Raw genomic sequence first — 19,389 nt, 5'->3', positions numbered from 1 at the left:
AGCGGCGCGGGGCACTTGCTTCGCGCCGCTTTGCTATGCGCACCTTCGCCGAAGATCGCGCGGATTTCCGCGATCGAGCGGGTGCGGAAGGTGACGCCGACACTCTTCACGCGCTGTCGAAGACAGCTCCATTCAGTCATTTTGCTGACGCAATCTCTGTTTTAGTCGAGCCAGAAACTGAAAAACACGGTGTGAGGGCCGCCCAGGTTCTCACGATGGTTCCACTGCCGGAACTGGCACGAATCCGCAAGGAATTGGCACGCGTAAACGCCTCCGCGTTCGCTTGACCATGTTTTGCGGCATCGGGAACCGGACGATCGAAGAAAATCAATCAAGGAGTTATGATGCTGTTCGGCTTGAGCGCCGCGATTTGCGGCGCCCTGGTTGCGCTCGCCTTTTCTGGCACCGCTGCTCGAAGTGAAATCGCTGCGGTTCATTCAAGCGCCGTCGTCAATGCCGCGTGTGGGGATGCAATCGTTGGCGCGGCATCCATGTACAATCCATTCAAGCCCGGCAAGGAGGAGGGCGGTCCGAGCACAGCCTCCGGCGAGCGCTATGATCACTCGGTCTGGGCGGCTGCCATCAAGACGAGTCTGCGCCGGAAGTTTGGTGGGGTCCAATTTGGCGCGAGGCCGAAATATGCCCTCGTCGAGGCCGTCGGCAAGAAGGTCATCGTGAAGATAAATGACGTGGGGCCACTCAGGCCTGGCCGCATCATTGACCTCAATGAGCGGACGATGCGCTATTTCGATCCAAGCCTGGAGCTCGGAGTTATCAGTGGCGTCAAGGTCAGCCCGCTTGCGGGGGACTATTGGATTCCAGGACCTGTCGGCTGAACATCGCACGCGAAAGAGCCAGGGCATAGCACGCGGCAAGCGCGGACCCGTTGGCTGATCCGCCCTTCACTCGCAAATCGCCGGAGCCTGCTGCTACAGCGTCACCACGATCTTGCCGAGGTGCTTGTTGGCTTCCATGTGTTCGAACGCCTTGCCGATGTCGGCGAATTTGTAGACCTGGTCGATCGGCAGCTGCAGCTTGCGTGCCTCGACCGCGGGCCAGATGTCCTTGCGCACCTCCTCGAAGATCGCGCGGATCTCCTCGATCGAGCGGGTGCGGAAGGTGACGCCGATATACTGGATGCGGCGCGCCGCGTGCAGGTCGAAGTTGAAGTCGCCGTGGGTGCCGCCAAGCCGGCCGACATTGACGATGCGGCCCTTGACCTTGGTCGCCTTGAGGTTCTGGTTCGCGACCGGTCCGGAAACCTGGTCGACGATCAGGTCGACGCCTTCGCCTGATGTCGCCTGCAGCACCTGATCGACCCAGCCGGGATCCTTCGAGTCGACCGCGAGATCGGCGCCGAACTCCTTCAGTCGGCCGCGACGCGTCGCGTCGGTCGATGAGCCCACCACGAGCTTGGCGCCCTTCAGCTTGGCGATCTGCATCGCCATCAGCCCAACGCCGGAGCTTGCGCCCTGGATCAGCACGCTCTGGCCCGGCTGCAGCGCGCCATTGGTGACGACGGCGTTGTGCATGGTGGCGAGCGCAACGGGCAGGGTTGCGGCCTCGTCGAAATTCATGTTCGAGGGCGCGCGGAACAGCCGGCCGTGATCGGCCAGCGTGTATTCTGCGAATGCCGCGCCGCCGGAGCCCATGATCTTGTCGCCGACCTTGACGCCCTTGGCATCGGGGCCGAGCTCAGCGACCTCGCCGGCCCATTCCATGCCGAGCACGGTGCCGACGCCGCCGGCCGCGCCGTGGACATGGCCCTTGGTCATGCCGAGATCGGCGCGGTTCAGCCCGCAGGCATGGACCTTGACCAGCACCTGGGTGCCCTTCGGCACGGGCTTCGCAACGTCGGTGATTTCAGGGCCGTTAGGGCCGTAGACATAGGCTTTCATGGGCTTCTTCTCGTTGTGTCTAACGCGAGATAATTCCGTCATCCTGAGGTGGCCGCTTTTTCAGCGGCCCTCGGAGGATGGACGGCCCGGCTGGTGGCCGTCGACCCTTCGAGACGCGCTTCGCGCTCCTCAGGGTGACGGATAACACTCGTGCTCCGCTCCGGCCTATTCCGCGGCCTGGCGCTTGGCGCCGGACATCATCGCTTCCAGCCGCTCGCGAATGATCGCTTCCGCTTCGTGGACGATGCGCGACACCAGCTCGGCGCAGGACGGAATGTCATGGATCAGGCCCTGCACCTGGCCGGCCGACCAGATGCCTTCGTCGGCATCACCCGACGCGTAGACCATCTTGCCGCGCGCGCCGGCGACCAGCTCGCGCACATCCTCGAACTTGGCGCCTTCCTTCTCCATCTGCACGACCTTGGTCGAGATCGCGTTCTTGGCGACGCGCGAGGTGTTGCGCATGGTGCGGAAGATCAGCTCGGTCTCGCGCTCGTCATTGGCGACGATGCGTTCCTTTACCAGCATATGGATCGGGCTCTCCCTGGTGCACATGAAGCGCGTGCCCATGTTGATGCCTTCGGCGCCGAGCGCGAGCGCTGCGACCAGGCCGCGGGCATCGCCGAAGCCGCCGGAGGCGATCATCGGGATCTTCACCTTGTCGGCGGCGGCGGGGATCAGGATCAGGCCGGGGGTGTCGTCCTCGCCGGGATGGCCGGCGCATTCAAAGCCGTCGATCGAGATCGCGTCGGCGCCCATCCGCTCGGCGGACAGCGCGTGGCGAACGCTGGTGCATTTGTGCAGCACCTTGATGCCGTGCTTCTTGAACTCGTCGACATGCTCCTGCGGCTTGTTGCCGGCGGTCTCGACGATCTTGATGCCGCTCTCGATGATGGCCTGGCGGTATTCGGCGTAGGGCGGCGGCTTGATCGCGGGCAGGATGGTCAGGTTGACGCCGAACGGCTTGTCGGTCAGCTCGCGGCAGCGCGCGATTTCCTTGCGCAGATCGTCCGGCGTCGGCTGTGTCAGCGCGGTGATCATGCCGAGCGCGCCGGCATTGGCGACGGCGGCAACCAGCTCGGCGCGTCCGACCCATTGCATGCCGCCCTGCACGATCGGGTGGTCGACGCCGAACATTTCGGTGAAACGTGTCTTGATCATTCTGCCCTCGTTTCCATCAGGATTTTCCGCGGCGCGGACGGCGGCGCACGGTGTTGTTATGGATGTCGAGGGGAAGGATGCAGTCCTGTCCGTCAATTGTCTACCGGCGACCTGCGGCGCGCCCATGCGGAAATGACGGGCCGCGGCGGTCAGGCGAGGGCGGGACGGAAATCTTTCGTCATCTGTTCAGGCGCTCGTGATCGAACACGCAGCGCCTGGCTGAGAGCAAGGCAAAGCAGGCGCTTGTTACGCCGGCACGGCGTCCTTCTTCGACGCGGCGGTCTCCTCGTCGAATGCGGCGGCGATGTCGCGCATGCTGACGACGCCGATCAGGCTGTAATTGTCGATGACGGGCACGTGGCGAATGTGGTGCTTGGTCATGAGATGACGGATGTGCTCGAGCGTATCGCTCGATGTGCACGACACCAGCTGCTGCACCGACACGAACTGCGACACCTTCATGCTTGCGCCCGCCGCACCGTGCTCGGCGATCGCGCGCACCACGTCGCGCTCGGTGAACATGCCGACGGCGGTGTTACCCTCGGTGCGAACGACATCCTTGACCACGAGCGCGCTGATATTGCTGGCGCGCATCAGTTGCGCGGCGATCGCCACCGTCTCGTTCATGCGCACCGTGGCGACGCGGGGGGTCTTCTTGCGCAGGATATCTCCGACTTGCATGGCAACCTCCTGGGTTATCGTTGACTGGAGTCTGGTATACAAAATGCCAATTGTCAACGTGGCTGTCACAGAAATCTACCATCAGCAAAATGCTTAAATAGGCAGGTTTGCTGACATTTCCGACGATTGTGAGTGGCCGTGGGCGGCGCGGGCGATCTGCCGCACTAAGCGTGGTGGCATCTGGCATCCCTGAGCTGGCAAAAAAGAGACGAGGCGCACCGAAATGCGCCTCCATCAGTCTCCGGGGAAATGTCGGGACCAAGCGGTCCTGATCGGGTGGTCTTTAGCCAAGCCGTCTTGTTAAGCCGTCTTGGCGCTCGTCGCGGTCTCTTCCGCGGCGGCAGCCTCGTTGCCGTTGATGAAGGCGCGGCGCATCGGCTTGATCACGAACAGCGCCATCAGCGCCGCGGTGGCGTTGAGGGCGACCGCGATCACGAACACCGCCTGCCAGCCATAGCTGGCGGCAACGATGCTGGCGGCAGGCACCAAGAGCGCTGCGGTGCCCTTCGCGGTGTAGAGCATGCCGTTGTTGGTGGTCGCGAACTTCGAGCCGAAGGTGTCGCCGCAGGTCGCCGGGAACAGCGAGTAGATCTCCCCGAACACGCCGAAATAGACCGCGGTCGCCAGCACGAACACCACCGGGTTGTGACCCCAGGTGGATAGCGTGAGCAGCATCAGCGCGCCGGTGCCGAACGCAATGAACATGGTGTGCTCGCGGCCGATATTGTCGGACACCCAACCGAAGAACGGCCGTCCGAAACCGTCGAAGATGCGGTCGAGCGAGATCGCAAAGGTCAGCGCGGCCATCTGGAAGCCGGCGAGCGTGACCGGCGTGTTCGCGATCTTGTAGTCGTGCGCGATCGGCGCGATCTGCGCCGCCGCCATCAGGCCGCCGGCGGCGACCATCACGAACACCAGATACATCACCCAGAAGATCGGGCTGCGCAGCACCTGCGGCGGCGTGAAGTCGACCTTGGTCTGCGGCAGATTGAGCTGCTTCTTCTTCGGCGGGATCGAGACCGCGGGCGGCTGGATGAAGAAGGCGAGCAGGAAGACGATCAATCCCTGTCCGATGCCGAAATCGAAGAACGCGGTCTGATAGCCGCTCGCGGCGATCATCTTTGCAATCGGCACCACCGTGAGCGCGGCGCCGGCGCCGAAGCCGGCCGCGGTTGCGCCGGCGGCGAGGCCGCGGCGATCGGGAAACCACTTCAGCGCGTTGCCGACGCAGGTGCCGTACACCGCACCGGCGCCGATGCCGCCGAACACGGCGGCGGTGTAGAGCAGGGCGAGCGAGTCGGCATAGGAGTTCAACACCCAGGCGAGCGCGATCATGATGCCGCCGAACATGATGACGAGCCGCGGGCCGTATTTGTCGACGAACCAGGCCTCGACCGGCACCAGCCAGGTCTCGGTCACCACGAAGATCGTGAAGGCGAACTGGATCGCCGCGCGGCCCCAGTGATGCGCGCCGTCGATCGGATCGACGAACAGCGTCCAGCCATATTGCAGGTTCGCGATCATCGCCATGCAGACGATGCCCATGACGAGCTGCAGCCAGCGGAAGCCGCTGGACGAAGGTTGAGCTTGTGTGACGGCAGTATTGCTGGAAACCATCAAGTCCTCCCGAGCGCGCTGGTCTTGTGACCGAGTGTCGCAATTATTGTGGCGTATCGTCGCAAGCGCCCGGCGGAAGTTGGTATACTATATTCCAGAAAGCAAGCCCTTCATTCCGCTGCAACGCAGCAAATCTGACATTCGACGCGCCGGTCCAGACGGCATCTCGTGGCCAGCCAAAATGAAAAGCGCCCGGCTTTTGGCCAGGCGCTTCGCAGGCTGTGGTGAGGCGGTTGCTCAAGCCGTAGCCGATTTCGCGACCACGATTTTTCGCCAGGGCTTGAGCAGCATGATCGCGAGCAGCGAGGCGAGGATGTTGGCGCCTGCCGCGATGATGAACACCTTGTCCCAGTTGCCCGACGATTGCTGCATGTAGTTGGCGATCGGCACCAAGAGCGCCGCGGTGCCCTTCGCGGTGTAGAGCAGGCCCGCATTCGTGGTGGCGAACTTGGCGCCGAACGTATCGGTGCAGGTCGAGGGGAACAGCGAGTAGATCTCGCCCCAGGCAAAGAACACGAAGCCCGAGAGCAGCACGAACCAAACCGGGTCGTGTCCCCAGAGGTAGAGCATCCAGATGCCGATGCCTTCCATGCCGAAGGCGATGAACATCGTGTTCTCGCGGCCGATCATGTCGGAGATCCAGCCGAAGAACGGACGCGTCAGGCCGTTGAGGACGCGGTCGATGGTTGCCGCGAAGGTGACTGCCGTCATCGTCACCGCCATCAGCGTGACCGGCACGCTGTCGACCTTCCAGTCGACCGCGATCGGCTTCAGGTTCGCCGTCACCATCAGGCCGCCGGCGCCGACGATCACGAACATGAAGTACATCAGCCAGAAGATCGGCTGCCGCAGCACTTCGGTCGGCTGATAGTTACGCCGGGTCTGGATGATGTTGGCGTTCGCCACGACGGCCGGCACCTGTCCGGCCTTCGGCGCCAGCAGGAAGAAGGAGAGCAGCACGATGATGATGCCCTGGCCGAGACCGAAATACAGGAAGGTGGTCTGGAAGCCGGAGTCCTTGATCATCGCCTGGATCGGCGCGACCGTGAGCGCCGAGCCTGCGCCGAAGCCGGCAGCGGTGATGCCCGCGGCAAGTCCGCGCTTATCCGGAAACCATTTCAGCGCGTTGCCGACGCAGGTGCCGTAGACGCCGCCGGCGCCGATGCCGGCGATGATCATGCCGAGATAGTAGCCGTTCAGCGACGTCGCCTGGGCGTTGATCGCCCAGCCGAGTGCGCAGAGGATGCCGCCGACCAGCACGACGATGCGCGGACCGTATTTGTCGACGAACCAGCCTTCGACCGGCACCAGCCAGGTCTCGAACAGCACGAACAGCGTGAAGGCCCATTGGATCGATGCGCGATCCCATCCGAATTTCTTCTGGATGTCGGGGACGAAGAATGTCCACCCGTATTGATAATTTGCGATCATCACCATCGCGGCGACGCCGATCGCGAGTTGCATCCAGCGATAGGTGTCGCTGACACGCGCGGCCGCGGGGGCCGCAGTTGCCTGAACCATGTCCGACATAGATCCTCCCAGTGCGCCCCTTGTCGTTGCTTATGAGCGCGCGATGGCCATCTTGGTATCCGATATGCCAAGGTTCAAGCTGTCGCAGGGGCAGCGCGCGCTTATGCCGCACAGGACTCAGCCCGGGCACCCCGGGAGAGTAGTTCAGCGCGCAAGGAAATGGCCCCGAAAATCGGGGCCATTGGTCGAAGGTTCAATGTCAGGTCGCATCTTGCGACGAAAGCTGCATCGGCGGAGAGCGCCGGAAATCCCTTGGCTTAGAGGCCGAAGCGCGGCAGGTCGCCGTTGCGATTCGAAATCTCCGCGCTCTTCATCAGCAGGCGGTCGATCGAGGCCAGCAGGCGGCCGAACAGGGTGGAGGAGGGCGCAAGCGTCAGTACAGTGGTCTTGGACATTGGTGTCCCCTTTCATTGGAGGTCAGCAATGGGCCGGCTCATCATCTGCAGCCAAACTATGTATACCAGATGCCAGATACAACGGACTTGTTTGCATGGCAGCATGCACGACTGTGCAATGCAGCAAAATCGGCGGATCGGATTCCGGATCGGCGTGGATGGGGCGGGAGCCAGGCGGCGACGCCGGGTCAGAATTTCCAGCTAAAACTGGCCTTTACCGAGTGGTCCTGGACCCGGTCGGCAAGCTGGCCGACATAGGCGATGCCGATGCTGGCCTGCGGTGTGACCCGCAGGTCGAGGCCGCCTTCGACCAGTGCCGCGTTCCGCGCCAGCGGCACGCCGGCCACGGTGAATCCGGTTCCCAGGCCCTGGAACGCGAGCGCCGATGTCGGGGTCACGTCGCCGAAGGCGTACTGCCAGGCCACCGCCTGTTCGCCGGCGTCGGCCGCCTGGTCGATGCGGAGGCGGTGAGCTTCACCGAGTTCCATCGTCCGAACGTGCCCGCGGCATGCAGGCGTTTGCGAAGCACATGCACTCGCATCCGTTCTGGCAGCACGATCCGGCGTTCTATGGCGAACGCGCGCTGCGCGAGTCGGATTTCTTCAGCGACGAGGAATTCGTCGAGCTGCCGATTGCCAAGGAGGTGTTCCTGCCGTCGGGGGCGCGGCGGATCATGGGGATCGCGTTCGAGCACGCCGGTTATGTGGTCACGGTTGTCGGGCATCGCGTGGTGGGACGGCCGGCGTTCAGCGACGAGGAGCGCGACCGGATGCAGGGTTTTCGTCCGCACATCCTACGCGGCTACCGCCAGGCGCAGGAGTGAACGCTGCGGCGCTGACACCGAGCGACCGCCTGCGTCTGGCATTTCCCGCGCTGACGCCGCGCCAGATCGAGGTGGCGTCGTGGATCGCGCAGGGCAAGTCGAACGAAGAGATCGCTGCTATCCTCGGCGTCGGGCTCGATTCCGTGAAGGCGCACGTCAAGGCGATCAACAGCAAGATCGATTCCGACAGCCGGCGCGCCGCGATCGTCATCGCCCACACCACGCCGCCCTTCGCCGATCTGCCGCCGCTGTGGAAGCTCGGCCTCGAAGATTGAGGCGGGCGGCGCGTTCATAAAAGAAGGCCGCCCAAATGCGGCGGCCTCGAGTGAGCGGGTTTGCTTTTCTTCTTGGCCGATGAAGGGTCGGGGCCAAGTCCCTTCACCGCATTCGCTTCACCGCGTCCAGTCTTCGCCGGCGCACAGCGTTCCCATGCAGCCGCGAACGTTCAGCGTGCCCGGCGATACCAGCGTCACCGAGCTCTCATAGGTCTTGCCGTCGTCGGCGTTGTAGATCCGGCCGGCCCATTTGTTCGGGCCGGCGGGCTGCATGTTGATGAACAGCGACATGCCTATGACCGGTCGGGTGCGCTGCGCGCGATCGGCATTCTTGTCGTCGAGCTGCGGCTTGCCGGTGGCCCTGTCTGTCGGCTCCTTCAACCAGACGACGCGGCCGCACAGCGCGCTGCCGCAGCGGTGGACCTTGATCCTGGCGTCGCCGGATTGGGTCAGCCAGACGCCGGCCGGATCGGTGGCCTTGTCGCTCGCCTTGGCGGCATCGGCGGGGCTGCCGAGCAGCGGGATGTGGAACGCGGCCACGATCAGGCGGCGCGTGAGGTGAGCGTGGATCAATTGCTTCAGGGCCTTGCGCAGGCCGTTTTGGTCTGGGATTACCGTCATCATCCACCTTCTTCATGAAAAACTTCATGATAAACATGAAATAAATCACGTTTAAGGTTGAGTCAATGACATTGCCTGGGCATGATGCAATCCGGCCGTACCGGCTTTTTGGCAAAGAATTTTTCGGATGGGTGCGATGGGGAAATCGGTTCGTGAGCAGCGCCAGCTCTGGTTTCGCAGGCTCGATCGGGCGTTCTGGTTGATCTGGGCGGCGTTGCCGGTGGTGTTGTGGCTGGCCTATTACCGCACCACCACGGCGTCGGCGACGATCGCCGAGAGCCTGATCGGCGAGCAGGCGAAGTGCGCCAGCATCGTCGCCAACCCGCTCACCATGTCGGCCAAGGGCCAGGTGCTGTTCTGGTCGCTGTTCGCGCTTGGGGTATCGTTTTACGCCGTGCTGATCGGCATCCTACATCGCATGGTGAACCGATTCGCCAACGGACGGATCTTCGTGTCCGAAACGCTGCAGGGTGTCTGGTGGATGGGGATCTTCCTGGTGGTCTGGCCGTTTGTGGATACGATCACGACCATCGCGGTGACCTATGCGCTGTATCAGCTTGGCGACATCAAGTTCTTCCTGCCGAGCTACGGCGTCGACGTCGGCACGGTCGCAGGCGGCGTGTTCCTGATGGCGCTGAAATTCGTGATCGAGCAGGCCATCCTGTTGCAGTCCGAAAACGATCTGACGATCTGAGGGTGATGCTTGTGCCCATCGTGGTGAACCTCGATGTCATGCTCGCAAAGCGCAAGCGCCGCCTCGGAGACCTCGCGGACGCGATCGGCATTTCGATCCAGAACCTGTCGATCCTGAAGACCGGCAAGGCGAAGGCGATGCGCTTCTCGACGCTGTCGGCAATCTGCCGCGAGCTGGACTGCCGGCCGGGCGATATCCTGGAATATGTGCCGGGCGATGAGGGCGGCGAAGGCGAGAGCGGCGAGGGTGGTTGATCCGGCGTGCGGTCGACAGCGGCGCGGGACCGCAAGTTCCTCCCAAAACAAAATGGCCGCGGTTGCCCGCGGCCATTCGTGTTTCTGCTTGAGCGCGGCCTTTACTCGGCCGCCTGCTTGCGCGGCGGGTCGAGCGCGCCGGAGTCGTGGATCTCGGCGACCTGGTGATCGCTGAAGCCGAGCACCTCGCGCAGGATCTCGTCGGTGTGCTCGCCGAGCAGCGGCGAGCGCTGAACGTCGCTCGGCGAATCCGAGAGCTTGATCGGGTTGCCGACCGAGACGTACTTGCCGCGGGTCGGATGATCGACCTCGACCACGGTGCCGGTCGCGCGCAGCGACTGGTCTTCGGCGATCTCCTTCATCGACAGGATCGGACCGCAGGGGATGTCGTCCTTGTTGAGGATCTCCATCGCCTCGAACTTGGTCTTGGTCATCGTCCACTGCTCGATGCGGGCGAAGATCTCGTTGAGGCGCGGCAGGCGGGCCGGCGGCTTGGCGTAGTTCGGATCGGTCTTCCAGGTCGGCTCGCCGATCACGTCGCAGATCTTCTCCCAGACCGGGGCCTGGGTGATGAAGTAAATGTAGGCGTTCGGATCGGTCTCCCAGCCCTTGCACTTCAAGATGCGGCCGGGCTGGCCGCCGCCGGAATCGTTGCCGGCGCGCGGCACGGCATCGCCGAACGGAATGCCTTCGCCGAACTGGCTGTATTCCTTCAGCGGACCGTGGGCGAGCCGCTGCTGGTCGCGCAGCTTGACCCGGGCGAGGTTGAGCACGCCGTCCTGCATCGCGGCGGTGACGCGCTGGCCCTTGCCGGAGTGGGTGCGATGGTACAGCGCAGTGACGATGCCGAGCGCGAGATGCAACCCGGTGCCGCTGTCGCCGATCTGCGCGCCGGTGACCAGCGGCAGGCCGTCGCGGAAGCCGGTGGTCGAGGCAGCGCCGCCGGTGCACTGCGCGACGTTCTCGTAGACCTTGCAGTCCTCATACGGGCCGGGGCCAAAACCCTTGATCGAGGCGACGATCATCTTCGGGTTGATGGCCTGGATCTTCTCCCAGGGGAAGCCCATGCGATCGAGCACGCCGGGGCCGAAGTTTTCGACCAGCACGTCGCACTGCTTGATCAGCGCGGTCAACACTTCCTTGCCCTTCGGGTTCTTGGTGTCGAGCGTGATCGAGCGCTTGTTGTGATTCAGCATGGTGAAATACAGGCTGTCCACGTTCGGGATGTCCTGCAGCTGGCCGCGCGTGATGTCGCCGACGCCGGGACGCTCGACCTTGATCACGTCGGCGCCGAACCAGGCCAGCAATTGCGTGCAGGTCGGACCCGACTGGACGTGGGTGAAATCGAGAATGCGAACGCCCTTCAGCGCCTTGGTCATAATGTTTGCTCCGTACTCTATATGCCCCTGCACCCGCAGGGAGGATGGGGGTTAGGGGTTACTTCTTCTTCTGCAGAACGCTCTGCGGATTGAGGTTGCCGATGCGGCCGCTCTCCGAGCCCGCCGCCGGATCGATCACCGCGTTGATCAGCGTCGGCTTGCCGGAATCCAGCGCTGCATTGACCGCGCGCTTCAACTCGTCCGGCGAGGTGGCGTTGACGCCGACGCCGCCGAAGGCTTCCATCATCTTGTCGTAGCGCGAGCCCTTGACGAACACGGTGGTCGCCGGATCGTCGCCGGCGCTGTTGACGTCGGTGCCGCGATAGATGCCGTCATTGTTGAAGATCACGACGCAGATCGGCAGCCTGTAGCGGCAGATGGTCTCGATCTCCATGCCCGAGAACCCGAACGCGCTGTCGCCTTCGACCGCGAGCACGGGCAGGCCGGTCTCGACCGCAGCGGCGATCGAATAGCCCATGCCGATGCCCATCACGCCCCAGGTGCCGACGTCGAGCCGCTTGCGCGGCTTGTGCATGTCGACAACGCCGCGGGCGAGGTCGAGCGTGTTGGCGCCCTCGTTGACGAAGATGGTGTCCGGACGCTCCGCGATGATGGCGCGCAGCGCGCCGAGCGCGCCGTGGTAATCCATCGGCGAAGCGTTGCTCATCAGCTTCGGCGCCATCTTGGCGACGTTGTCGTCGCGCTTCTTGGCGATGGTCGAGAGCCAGTCCGTGGGCGCCGCGGTCCAGTTCGCGCCCATGGCGTCGAGGAACGCCGACACGCAGGAGCCGATATCGCCGACCACGGGGGCGACGATCTCGACGTTGGAATCCATTTCCTTCGGCTCGATGTCGACCTGGATGAACTTCTTCGGGGCTTCACCCCAGGTCTTGCCCTTGCCATGCGAGAGCAGCCAGTTGAGGCGGGCGCCGATCAGCATCACGACGTCAGCTTCCTTCAGCACCGTCGAGCGCGCCGCACCCGCGCATTGCGGATGCAGATCGGGCAGCAGGCCCTTGGCCATGCTCATCGGCAGGAACGGCACGCCGCTCTTCTCGACGAAATTCTTGATCGCCTCGTCGGCCTGCGCGTAGGCCGCGCCCTTGCCGAGGATGATGAGCGGACGCTTCGCGCTCTTCAGGACGTCCAGCGCGCGCTTGACCGAAGACGGGGAGGGGATCTGCTCGGGCGCGGCGTCGATCACCTTGACTAGTGACTTCTGACCGGCGTCGGCGTTCATCACCTGCGAGAACAGCTTTGCGGGCAGGTCGAGATAGACGCCGCCCGGACGGCCCGACACCGCGGCGCGGATCGCGCGCGCGAGGCCGATGCCGATGTCCTGGGCGTGCAGCACGCGGAACGCGGCCTTGCACAGCGGCTTGGCGATCGCGAGCTGGTCCATCTCTTCATAGTCGCCCTGCTGCAAATCGACGATCTCGCGCTCGGACGAGCCCGAGACCAGGATCATCGGGAAGCAGTTGGTGGTGGCGTGGGCGAGCGCGGTGAGGCCGTTGAGGAAGCCGGGCGCGGACACCGTGAGGCAGACGCCGGGCCGCTTGGTCAGGAAGCCGGCGATCGAAGCCGCGTAGCCGGCATTCTGCTCGTGGCGGAACGAGAGCACGCGAATGCCCGCCGCCTGGGCCATGCGGCCCAGGTCCGTGATCGGGATACCCGGCACACCATAGATGGTGTCGATGCCGTTGAGCTTGAGCGCATCGATGACGAGATGGAAGCCATCGGTCAGTTCTTGCTCGGTGCCCGGTGCCTCGGACTTCGTTGCGGTATTCAGCATCGGCATCGTCTCCCTGATCGTTCTTTGTTCGGACGATCTGATTGTCGTCTGAAGCGGGTGTGGACTCTCAAATTTAAGTGAACGGTTCTCTACGTGAATAATTCTTGGCCGTGCGCCTCGACGTAGGCGGCAAGCCCAAGCGTGTGGTCGCGCGCGCGCTTCTCGGCAAGCTCGGTGTCGCGCGCTTCCAGCGCCTCGATGATCCCGAGATGCTCGGGCAGCGAGGTCGCGGTGCGGTCCTTGCGGCCGATCGTGAGCTGGCGATAGCCGCGCACATGCAGCAGCAGGTCATTGGTGAGGTCGACCAGAACAGGCGATTCCGACAGCGAGATCAGCGCCTGGTGGAAGGCGATGTTGGCCTTGGAATATTCCTCGACGTGATCCTGCGGCAGGCGATCGTCGCTGAAGTCCTTGAAGAAGTCGCGCAGCGCCGAGATGTCCTTCTTGCGCGCGGTGGTCGTGATCAGGCGCGCCGCCATGCTCTCCAGCGCCGCCCAGGCGCGGATCATGTCGACGATCTCCGCCTTGGTGCGGCGGACCACGACGATGCCGCGGCGCGGCACGGTTTTCACGAATCCGTCCTGCTCGAGCATCGCGATCGCTTCGCGGATCGGCGTGCGGCTGACGCCGAGGCGCTCGGACAGTGCGCGCTCGTCGAGCATCACCGGCTCCGGCGTCGCGTAGATGTCCATCTTCAGGATCGCTTCCTTCAAGGCCTCATAGGCCTTGTTCTTGAAGCTCGTCTCCGGCGCGATCCGGACGATGGCGATATCTGTGTCAGCCATGGTGGGCGACGCCTTGGTCTGTTTCGGTTCTGGCACGACTCGTCTCCTCCTCTTGGAGACGTCTTCTTAGCAGAAGAAATTACCTTAGATTTTTGGCATGCCAAATACCAGAATGTCAAGCTGCCTATATTTTTCGATCTTTTTGGACCTCGACCGACCTTGACAATTGCGTTTTTGGCATACCAAATGCCACGAAATCTGTCCCAGGAGGAAGCCAATGTCAAATTCGAAGGATGCGGTCCGCAAAATTCTCGATGCGGTCAGGGCCGACAAGCGCACGAGCCTCACCGCGCCCGAAGGCAAGGTGGTTTGCGACGCCTACGGCATTCCGGTGCCGAAAGAGGGTGTCGCCAAGTCGGCGGCCGAGGCCGCCCGCATCGCCTCCGACATGGGCTTCCCGGTCGTGATGAAGATCGTCTCGCCAGACATCCTCCACAAGACCGAGGCCGGCGGCGTGGTGGTCGGCGTCAAGAGCGCCGCCGAGGCCGAGAAGAGCTACGAGACGATTCTCGCCAACGCCAGGAAGTACAAGGCCGACGCCAAGATCGAGGGCATCCAGGTCCAGCAGATGCTGGGCGGCGGCACCGAGGTGATCGTCGGCTCGATCACCGACGGCTCGTTCGGCAAGCTGGTCGCCTTCGGTCTCGGCGGCGTGCTGGTCGAAATCCTCAAGGACATCACCTTCCGCCTCGCGCCCGCGACCAAGGACGATGCGCTGTCGATGCTCGACGGCATCCAGGCGCATGAGATGCTGAAGGGTGTGCGCGGCGGCGAGGCGGTCAATCGCGAGGCGCTCGCCGACGTCATCGTCAAGGTGTCGCAGCTGGTCAGCGATTTCCCCGAGATCGTCGAGCTCGACCTCAACCCGGTGTTCGCCACCAGCAAGAACGCGATCGCGGCCGACGTCCGCATCGTCGTCGACTTCAACTACAAGCCGCGCCCGGCGCCGCGTCCGACCGAAGAGATCGTCGCCGCGATGAACCGAATCATGCAGCCGAAGGGCGTTGCTGTGATCGGCGCCTCCGCCGAGGACGGCAAGATCGGCAACTCCGTGATGAAGAACCTCATCAACGGCGGCTACAAGGGCGAGATCTATCCGATCCACCCCAAGGCCGACGAGATCCTCGGCTACAAGGCCTACAAGAGCGTCAAGGACGTGCCCGGCGTGATCGACACGGCGGTGTTCGCGATCCCGGCGAAATTCGTCGCCGGCGCGCTCGCCGAATGCGGCGAGAAGAAAATCCCCGGCGCGGTGCTGATTCCCTCGGGCTTTGCCGAGGCCGGCGCGCCGGAATTGCAGGCCGAGATCGTCGAGGTCGGCAAGAAGTACAATATCCGCCTGATGGGGCCGAACATCTACGGCTTCTATTATACCCCGGCCAATCTCTGCGCCACGTTCTGCACCGCCTATGACGTCAAGGGCCACGCCGCGCTGTCGTCGCAGTCGGGCGGCATCGGCATGGCGATCATCGGCTTCTCGCGCTCGGCCAAGATGGGCGTGTCGGCGATCGTCGGCCTCGGCAACAAGTCCGACATCGACGAGGACGATCTGCTCGCCTTCTTCGAGCAGGATCCCAACACCAACCTGATCGCGCAGCACTGCGAGGACCTGAAGGACGGCCGCGCATTTGCCGAAGCCGCCAAGCGCGTTTCCAAGAAGAAGCCGGTGGTCGTGCTCAAGGCCGGGCGCACGTCTGCGGGCGCGAAGGCGGCCTCGTCGCATACCGGCGCGCTCGCCGGCAACGACAAGATCTACGAGGACGTGTTCAAGCAGTCGGGCGTGATCCGCGCCCGCAGCCTGCGGCAGCTGCTCGAATTCGCCCGCGGCGTGCCGGTGCTGCCGACGCCGAAGGGCGAGAACGTGCTGATCATCACCGGCGCCGGCGGCTCCGGCGTGCTGCTCTCCGACTCCGTGGTCGACAATGGCCTGTCGCTGATGCAGATGCCGCCGGACCTCGATGCGGCGTTCCGCAAGTTCATCCCGCCGTTCGGCGCGGCCGGAAATCCTGTGGATATCACCGGCGGCGAGCCGCCGATCACCTACGTCAACACGGTCAAGCTCGGCCTGTCGGATGAGCGCATCCACGCGCTGATCCTCGGCTACTGGCACACCATCGTGACGCCGCCGATGGTGTTCGCGCGCAACATGGTCGAGGTGAAGAAGGAGATGGAGGCCAAGGGCTTCGTCAAGCCGATCGTCGCCTCGCTCGCCGGCGACGTCGAGGTCGAGGAAGCCGCCGAGTATCTCTACCAGAACGGCATCCCGGCCTACGCCTATTCGACCGAACTCCCGGTCGAGGTGCTCGGCGCCAAGTACAAGTGGGCGCGCGGCGCGGGCCTGCTCTGATCTTCTGAATCTGTCGAATACCACAGGCCGCCCCGGACACCGTCCGGGGCGGCCTTTTCATTGGGCTGCCCCCATCTGCAATGGGCCGCCGAGATGAACGGGAAGGGCGCGACCAGCCCGATCGCGCGAAACCAAGCCAGGCCTTCCTGATCTTCCAGCGCGGGTTCCGCACCATCTTCTTTTCCGGACCCGCGCGCGGCTGACGAAGCTTGCCTTCCGCATCTGATGTGCTACTGATATATCAGATCAATGACGGAGGGACCCGCGATGGAGTTGGCTGCAACAGGGATGACCGACCGCCAGCGCAAATATCGCGCGACCTACCGCGAGCGCGTGGTGGGCTGGTACAATGGCTGGCTGCATGTCGTGCTGATCTACACGATCGGCTTCACGGCGCTGTACGTCTATCTGGCCAATGTGCGCGACGTGAAATGGTGGGAATACCTCACCATTCCCGTGGTCTTCCTGATCGCAAACTTCTTCGAATGGGCGGTGCATCGCTTCGTCATGCACCGGCCCTCGAATGTGCCCTTGCTGCGCGCGATCTACAGCCGCCACACGCTGATGCACCATCAGTTCTTCACCGAGGAGGAGATGCGCTTCGCGGATCATCACGACTGGCGCGTCACCTTCTTCCCGCCCTATGCGCTCGTGGTGTTTACCCTGATGTCGATCCCGCCGGCGATCGTCGCGGGCCTTGTGATCTCGGCCAACACCGGCTGGCTGCTGATCACCACGACGACCTCGATGTACCTGATCTACGAGTTCATGCATTTCTGCTGCCACGTCGAGGAAAATGCCTTCGTGCGCAACATGCCGTTCGTCAACACCATCCGCCGGCATCATACCGCCCATCACAACCAGTCGATCATGATGGAGCGGAACATGAACCTGACCTTCCCGGTGATGGACTATGTGTTCGGCACCTCCGATCTCAATCGCGGCCTGCTTGGCCACATCTTCAACGGCTACAGCACGCGCCATGTGAAGACCGACATGCGCCGGACGGCGCGGACGCCGCGGGTCATGGCGAAGGAGCAATCGGTGCCGCATGCCGCAGCTTGAGCCCAATCTCGCCGGTCTCGCCTGGTTCGGCCTGCTGTGGAGCGTGTGCTGCATCAGCTTCCTGCAACTGGCCGGGATGTACCCGCTGCGCGGGCGCGCCGTCCTGCCGGTGACGATGACCACCGCATTGTGGGTGATGCTGCTCGCCGGCACGCTGGCATTCGCGCTGGCCGAATTGCGCTGGACCACAATCGTTGTCGTCGGCGGCGTGCTGTTCTTGTTTCTACCCGGGCTGTTTCAGGCGCTGCCGGAATGGTGGCGCGACGGACGCGCGGGATTGCGGCTGTCCTGTTGCGCCATGATCGCCGCGCTCGCGCTGCTGGTCCGCGTCGCCGCGCCGTCCTTTTCCACGTGGATAACCTGAAGGGAGGTCTCGATGCCAAGCCACATCAAGCTCATGCTGTCGCTGGCCTGCCTCGCCACGGCAGCCTGCGGATACTTTTTCATGGTCTATCTGGGCCAGCAGGGACCGAGCTATGCGGTCGCCTTCCTCGGCGTGTTCGCCACGGTCGCGATGTGGATCTTCCCCGAGGTCGTCAAGAAGGACCTCAAGATGCGTCCGCCGGGATCCTGACCGAGCTCCTGATATGATGCTGCAGCACAGGGAGGATCCGATGGCGAGCTATACCGGGGACCGCACCATCGACGGCATTTCGGTGCTGGTCGACGGCAAGCCGCTGTCACCGCATTACGACCAGCTTCGTCTCACCGAGCACGGGTTTGAATGGAGCTACGAAGGGCCCGAGCCGGCACAACTGGCCTTCGCGCTGCTCTATGACCATCTGCACGATGCCGCTGCTGCGAAAGCGCTGCACGAGTGCTTCATGCGGCGCGTCGTCGCCAATTTCGACAATGAATGGGAGCTCTCCTCGGCCGATCTCGACGAGGCGGTTGCGGCGCTGCGCTCCGGACAGACGGCCTGAGCCCGTGCTGATGCCCCCGGCAGAGAATTCTTGAGATGACCCTGACCTGTCGCGCGGCGGTGCTGCATCAAAGCGGAACGCCGCTTTCCGTCGAGCGCGTATCGCTTGCGCCGCCCATGCCGACCGACGTCGTGGTGAAGGTGCGTGCCGCGGGGCTCTGCCACACCGATCTCGAAGTCATCGACGGATCGTTGCGCTATCCCTTGCCGATGATCCTCGGGCACGAGGCGGCAGGCATCGTCGAGGAAATCGGCAGCGCGGTGCGCGACATCAGCGTCGGCGATCGCGTCATCCTGTCCTGGAATCCGCATTGCGGGCACTGCTTTCACTGCGACCGCGCGCAGCCGATCCTGTGCGAGACCTATCTCGCGCGGGGCGCGGAAGGCGTGCATTTCGACGGCGCATCGAAGGCGCAGCTCGCGGACGGACGCAAGCTGACGCACCTGATGTTCCTCGGCGCGTTCTCGGAATATGTCGTGCTGCCGGCCCAGCAGGCGATCGTCGTGCCGAACGACATCCCGTTCGACCGCGCGTGCCTGATCGGCTGCGGCGTCATGACCGGCGTGGGCGCCGCGCTGAACGTCGCCGCCATCGGTCGCGGCGATACCGTGATGGTCACCGGCTGCGGCGCGGTCGGGCTGGCAGCGGTGCAGGGCGCCCGGCTTGCCGGCGCAGGTGCTGTCATCGCGGTCGACCTCGATGATGCAAAGCTGGCGCTGGCGCGGCAGCTCGGCGCCACGCACGTCGTCAACGCGGCCCGCGAGGACCCGGTCCAGTTCGCAAAGCAGGCGACGGGCGGCCGCGGCGCCGACGTCATCCTCGAGGCGGCGGGCCATCCCAAGGCGTTTCGGCAGACCGCGGAGGCGGTGCGGCCGGGCGGCGAGGTGATCTGGCTCGGCAAGATCGACGTCACGCGGGACGTGAGTTTTCGCTGGGGCGCGTTGATGGGCGAGAAGCGATTTCGCCGCTCGAGCTATGGCGGCGCGCGGCCACGGCGCGACTTTCCCTTTCTGGCGCAGGCCTATCTGGACGGCCGGCTCAAGCTCGACGAACTGATCACAGGCCGCTGCAGCCTCGACAGCATCAATGACGGCTTCGAGGCGCTGCGGCGCGGACGTTCGATCCGTACGGTCGTCGAGCTCTGAGAGC

General features: G+C 63.9%; 23 protein-coding genes. 12 read left to right on the top strand and 11 right to left on the bottom strand.

Going from position 1 to position 19,389, the window contains the following annotated elements; genetic code table 11:
• Window positions 1-35 precede the first annotated feature (35 nt).
• Both ACZBJS_RS30210 and ACZBJS_RS30205 read left to right on the top strand, forming a co-directional pair.
• The gene (locus tag ACZBJS_RS30210) at window positions 36-287 is read left to right on the top strand and encodes a hypothetical protein (protein WP_316397107.1); all 252 of its coding nucleotides are present in this window, start codon (window positions 36-38) and stop codon (window positions 285-287) included.
• A 54-nt stretch (window positions 288-341) separates the two neighbouring features.
• Window positions 342-836: an RlpA-like double-psi beta-barrel domain-containing protein gene (locus tag ACZBJS_RS30205; protein WP_316397106.1), complete on the top strand. Its 495-nt coding sequence runs from the start codon at window positions 342-344 to the stop codon at window positions 834-836.
• A 93-nt stretch (window positions 837-929) separates the two neighbouring features.
• Here the strand turns inward: ACZBJS_RS30205 and ACZBJS_RS30200 are convergent, their stop codons facing one another.
• The 7 genes from ACZBJS_RS30200 to ACZBJS_RS30170 all read right to left on the bottom strand — a co-directional run bounded on the left by ACZBJS_RS30200 (window position 930) and on the right by ACZBJS_RS30170 (window position 7,770).
• Window positions 930-1,898 (bottom strand): zinc-binding dehydrogenase, encoded by a 969-nt coding sequence (locus tag ACZBJS_RS30200; protein ID WP_463439641.1) that lies wholly within the window; start codon window positions 1,896-1,898, stop codon window positions 930-932.
• 165 nt (window positions 1,899-2,063) lie between these two features.
• Window positions 2,064-3,059, bottom strand: coding sequence for an NAD(P)H-dependent flavin oxidoreductase (locus ACZBJS_RS30195; protein WP_463439640.1), 996 nt, complete (start codon window positions 3,057-3,059; stop codon window positions 2,064-2,066).
• Between the two features lie 246 nt (window positions 3,060-3,305).
• Complete coding sequence (locus ACZBJS_RS30190) at window positions 3,306-3,740, bottom strand: CBS domain-containing protein (protein ID WP_028331534.1); 435 nt, start codon at window positions 3,738-3,740, stop codon at window positions 3,306-3,308.
• Between the two features lie 300 nt (window positions 3,741-4,040).
• Window positions 4,041-5,357, bottom strand: coding sequence for an oxalate/formate MFS antiporter (oxlT, locus tag ACZBJS_RS30185; protein WP_028331533.1), 1,317 nt, complete (start codon window positions 5,355-5,357; stop codon window positions 4,041-4,043).
• Between the two features lie 237 nt (window positions 5,358-5,594).
• Window positions 5,595-6,887 (bottom strand): oxalate/formate MFS antiporter, encoded by a 1,293-nt coding sequence (gene oxlT / locus ACZBJS_RS30180; protein ID WP_076833351.1) that lies wholly within the window; start codon window positions 6,885-6,887, stop codon window positions 5,595-5,597.
• 257 nt (window positions 6,888-7,144) lie between these two features.
• The gene (locus ACZBJS_RS30175; RefSeq protein WP_167350443.1) at window positions 7,145-7,282 is read right to left on the bottom strand and encodes a hypothetical protein; all 138 of its coding nucleotides are present in this window, start codon (window positions 7,280-7,282) and stop codon (window positions 7,145-7,147) included.
• 188 nt (window positions 7,283-7,470) lie between these two features.
• Window positions 7,471-7,770, bottom strand: coding sequence for an autotransporter outer membrane beta-barrel domain-containing protein (locus ACZBJS_RS30170; RefSeq protein WP_463439639.1), 300 nt, complete (start codon window positions 7,768-7,770; stop codon window positions 7,471-7,473).
• 20 nt (window positions 7,771-7,790) lie between these two features.
• Between ACZBJS_RS30170 and ACZBJS_RS30165 the strand changes: the two genes are divergently transcribed.
• Window positions 7,791-8,105 (top strand): hypothetical protein, encoded by a 315-nt coding sequence (locus ACZBJS_RS30165; protein WP_463439638.1) that lies wholly within the window; start codon window positions 7,791-7,793, stop codon window positions 8,103-8,105.
• Complete coding sequence (locus tag ACZBJS_RS30160) at window positions 8,102-8,380, top strand: helix-turn-helix domain-containing protein (protein WP_463439637.1); 279 nt, start codon at window positions 8,102-8,104, stop codon at window positions 8,378-8,380. Before ACZBJS_RS30165 ends, ACZBJS_RS30160 begins: the two co-directional genes overlap by 4 nt.
• A 117-nt stretch (window positions 8,381-8,497) precedes the next feature.
• Here ACZBJS_RS30160 and ACZBJS_RS30155 read toward each other — a convergent pair whose 3' ends face one another.
• Complete coding sequence (locus ACZBJS_RS30155; RefSeq protein ID WP_463439636.1) at window positions 8,498-9,004, bottom strand: DUF2147 domain-containing protein; 507 nt, start codon at window positions 9,002-9,004, stop codon at window positions 8,498-8,500.
• Between the two features lie 133 nt (window positions 9,005-9,137).
• Here ACZBJS_RS30155 and ACZBJS_RS30150 point away from each other — a divergent pair, with 133 nt between their 5' ends.
• On the top strand, window positions 9,138-9,695 hold the full coding sequence (locus ACZBJS_RS30150; RefSeq protein ID WP_159109482.1) for a DUF2975 domain-containing protein: 558 nt from the start codon (window positions 9,138-9,140) through the stop codon (window positions 9,693-9,695).
• 11 nt (window positions 9,696-9,706) lie between these two features.
• The gene (locus ACZBJS_RS30145; protein WP_057020304.1) at window positions 9,707-9,949 is read left to right on the top strand and encodes a helix-turn-helix domain-containing protein; all 243 of its coding nucleotides are present in this window, start codon (window positions 9,707-9,709) and stop codon (window positions 9,947-9,949) included.
• A 101-nt stretch (window positions 9,950-10,050) separates the two neighbouring features.
• Here ACZBJS_RS30145 and frc read toward each other — a convergent pair whose 3' ends face one another.
• From frc to ACZBJS_RS30130, 3 genes are all read right to left on the bottom strand, one after another.
• The gene (gene frc, locus ACZBJS_RS30140) at window positions 10,051-11,328 is read right to left on the bottom strand and encodes a formyl-CoA transferase (RefSeq protein ID WP_057020269.1); all 1,278 of its coding nucleotides are present in this window, start codon (window positions 11,326-11,328) and stop codon (window positions 10,051-10,053) included.
• A 58-nt stretch (window positions 11,329-11,386) separates the two neighbouring features.
• Entirely contained in the window at window positions 11,387-13,120 is a 1,734-nt protein-coding gene (gene oxc, locus ACZBJS_RS30135; protein ID WP_057020305.1) for an oxalyl-CoA decarboxylase, read from the bottom strand.
• A gap of 89 nt (window positions 13,121-13,209) precedes the next feature.
• A complete protein-coding gene (locus ACZBJS_RS30130) occupies window positions 13,210-13,905 on the bottom strand; it encodes a GntR family transcriptional regulator (RefSeq protein ID WP_050387017.1) in 696 nt (231 codons plus the stop codon).
• A gap of 217 nt (window positions 13,906-14,122) precedes the next feature.
• Here ACZBJS_RS30130 and ACZBJS_RS30125 point away from each other — a divergent pair, with 217 nt between their 5' ends.
• The 6 genes from ACZBJS_RS30125 to ACZBJS_RS30100 all read left to right on the top strand — a co-directional run bounded on the left by ACZBJS_RS30125 (window position 14,123) and on the right by ACZBJS_RS30100 (window position 19,385).
• Window positions 14,123-16,252 carry an acetate--CoA ligase family protein gene (locus tag ACZBJS_RS30125; RefSeq protein ID WP_057020270.1) on the top strand — a complete coding sequence of 710 codons (2,130 nt, stop codon included), beginning with the start codon at window positions 14,123-14,125 and terminating at the stop codon, window positions 16,250-16,252.
• A gap of 267 nt (window positions 16,253-16,519) precedes the next feature.
• Window positions 16,520-17,317 carry a sterol desaturase family protein gene (locus tag ACZBJS_RS30120; RefSeq protein ID WP_316397100.1) on the top strand — a complete coding sequence of 266 codons (798 nt, stop codon included), beginning with the start codon at window positions 16,520-16,522 and terminating at the stop codon, window positions 17,315-17,317.
• Window positions 17,304-17,681, top strand: a complete 378-nt coding sequence (locus tag ACZBJS_RS30115) for a hypothetical protein (protein WP_463439635.1) — start codon at window positions 17,304-17,306, stop codon at window positions 17,679-17,681. The genes ACZBJS_RS30120 and ACZBJS_RS30115 overlap by 14 nt, the downstream gene beginning before the upstream one ends.
• A 12-nt stretch (window positions 17,682-17,693) precedes the next feature.
• On the top strand, window positions 17,694-17,891 hold the full coding sequence (locus tag ACZBJS_RS30110; RefSeq protein WP_024579640.1) for a hypothetical protein: 198 nt from the start codon (window positions 17,694-17,696) through the stop codon (window positions 17,889-17,891).
• Window positions 17,892-17,931: 40 nt separating this feature from the next.
• Window positions 17,932-18,240 (top strand): DUF6166 domain-containing protein, encoded by a 309-nt coding sequence (locus tag ACZBJS_RS30105; protein WP_229189927.1) that lies wholly within the window; start codon window positions 17,932-17,934, stop codon window positions 18,238-18,240.
• 35 nt (window positions 18,241-18,275) lie between these two features.
• On the top strand, window positions 18,276-19,385 hold the full coding sequence (locus ACZBJS_RS30100) for a Zn-dependent alcohol dehydrogenase (protein ID WP_316397099.1): 1,110 nt from the start codon (window positions 18,276-18,278) through the stop codon (window positions 19,383-19,385).
• Window positions 19,386-19,389: the final 4 nt, after the last annotated feature.

The organism is Bradyrhizobium sp. KZN70725, assembly GCF_055264925.1.
The sequence above is the reverse complement of the archived record's forward strand: the minus strand, read 5'-3'. Positions and strand labels throughout refer to the sequence as shown.